The organism is Paenibacillus sp. AR247 (assembly GCF_002968895.1).
In the GTDB taxonomy this organism is placed as follows: domain Bacteria; phylum Bacillota; class Bacilli; order Paenibacillales; family Paenibacillaceae; genus Paenibacillus_AQ; species Paenibacillus_AQ favisporus.
Genome location: NZ_PCZT01000023.1, coordinates 229,361 through 230,530, shown reverse-complemented (window position 1 = coordinate 230,530; position 1,170 = coordinate 229,361). Strand labels below are relative to the sequence as shown.

The window sequence follows — 1,170 nt, the reverse complement described above, 5'->3', positions numbered from 1 at the left end:
AGTGCTTGTGTCGAATTCGTGAGAACGCACCAAAAAACCGCCCGAACGAAACTGCACCTCCAGTGTAGAAACAATCTACCACAGAGGATGCAGTTTAAACGCTCGGTGCGGTTTTTCCGTCTGTCTGCATGGTCCGGCTGCCTAGTCTTCGTAACTGGCCAATCCCTGGTCCATCAAGAAATCCATTTCCGCCTCCAGAATAGCTTCAATAGTCATCTCGTCCAGCTTGATATCGCGGCGGCTCAACACATAATCGACCAAATCGTCCATGTCGATCTCCACCTCGCCTTTCACATCGGCCTTGGCGTTGTTAATATAGGCTTCCTCATGCTTCAGGACGAGCGTAATGCTGTCCCGGTCGGCTTGGGTCTCCTCGGCAATATATGAAATCAGCTCTTGTTGTTTGAGCGGCTTGTTCATGGGCGAAATCATCTCCAATCTTTGTTTGACTAGAGCCATTGTACCACAACTTCCTCCGATCTCCATGGGCAACGCCCGGCGTGAAAAACCCTCTTCTCATTTCGGCCCGTTGTTGTAGAATAGAATGGCATCCCTATGGAATCAAGGAAACCATTGGGGAAGTCAAACGATGAATTCAACAGTTCCCTAAATCGGGACTGTTCGGAAAGGAAATGTTGGACGAGAATGAAGCAGGTGTACGACAAAGTGTTTAACCGCTACTGGAGCCCTTATTTGGCCATGGCGCTGGCCGGTATTTTAAGCGCCGTGTATTTTGGTATCACCGGCACAGTCTGGGCTGTCACCGGGGAGTTTACCCGTCTGGGCGGACATCTTCTGGAATGGTGCGGCGTGGATATTTCGGACTGGGCTTACTTTCAGCTGATCCATATGAACGGAACCACGTTCACCCGGACCGACGGATGGATCGTCTGGGGCATGTTCATCGGCGCGCTGATCATGATTCTGCTCAGCAACAGCTTCAAAATCAGGGTGCCGCGGCAGAAACGCCGGCTGCTTCAGGGGCTGGCCGGAGGTTTTGTCGCCGGCTTCGGAGCGCGGCTTGCCCTCGGCTGCAATCTGGCGGCATTTTTCACGGGTGTGCCGCAGTTTTCCCTCCACTCCTGGATTTTTATTGCCGCTACCGCAATCGGTACATACCTCGGGACCAAGCTGGTAAATACCTCCTGGTGGAAGGGGAAGCCCACCCTT

General features: G+C 52.7%; 2 protein-coding genes. One reads left to right on the top strand and one right to left on the bottom strand.

From position 1 onward, the window contains the following. Positions 1-141: 141 nt before the first annotated feature. Positions 142-459, bottom strand: a complete 318-nt coding sequence (locus CPT76_RS30120; protein WP_374954745.1) for a hypothetical protein — start codon at positions 457-459, stop codon at positions 142-144. A gap of 186 nt (positions 460-645) precedes the next feature. Here CPT76_RS30120 and CPT76_RS30115 point away from each other — a divergent pair. Beyond that, on the top strand, positions 646-1,170 hold a 525-nt coding region (locus tag CPT76_RS30115), incomplete at its 3' end, for a YeeE/YedE thiosulfate transporter family protein (protein WP_181153134.1).

What these genes read in the sequence shown, in the direction of transcription:
- CPT76_RS30120 (WP_374954745.1), bottom strand. Translation starts at nt 459, where the DNA reads ATGGCTCTAGTCAAACAAAGATTGGAGATGATTTCGCCCATGAACAAG.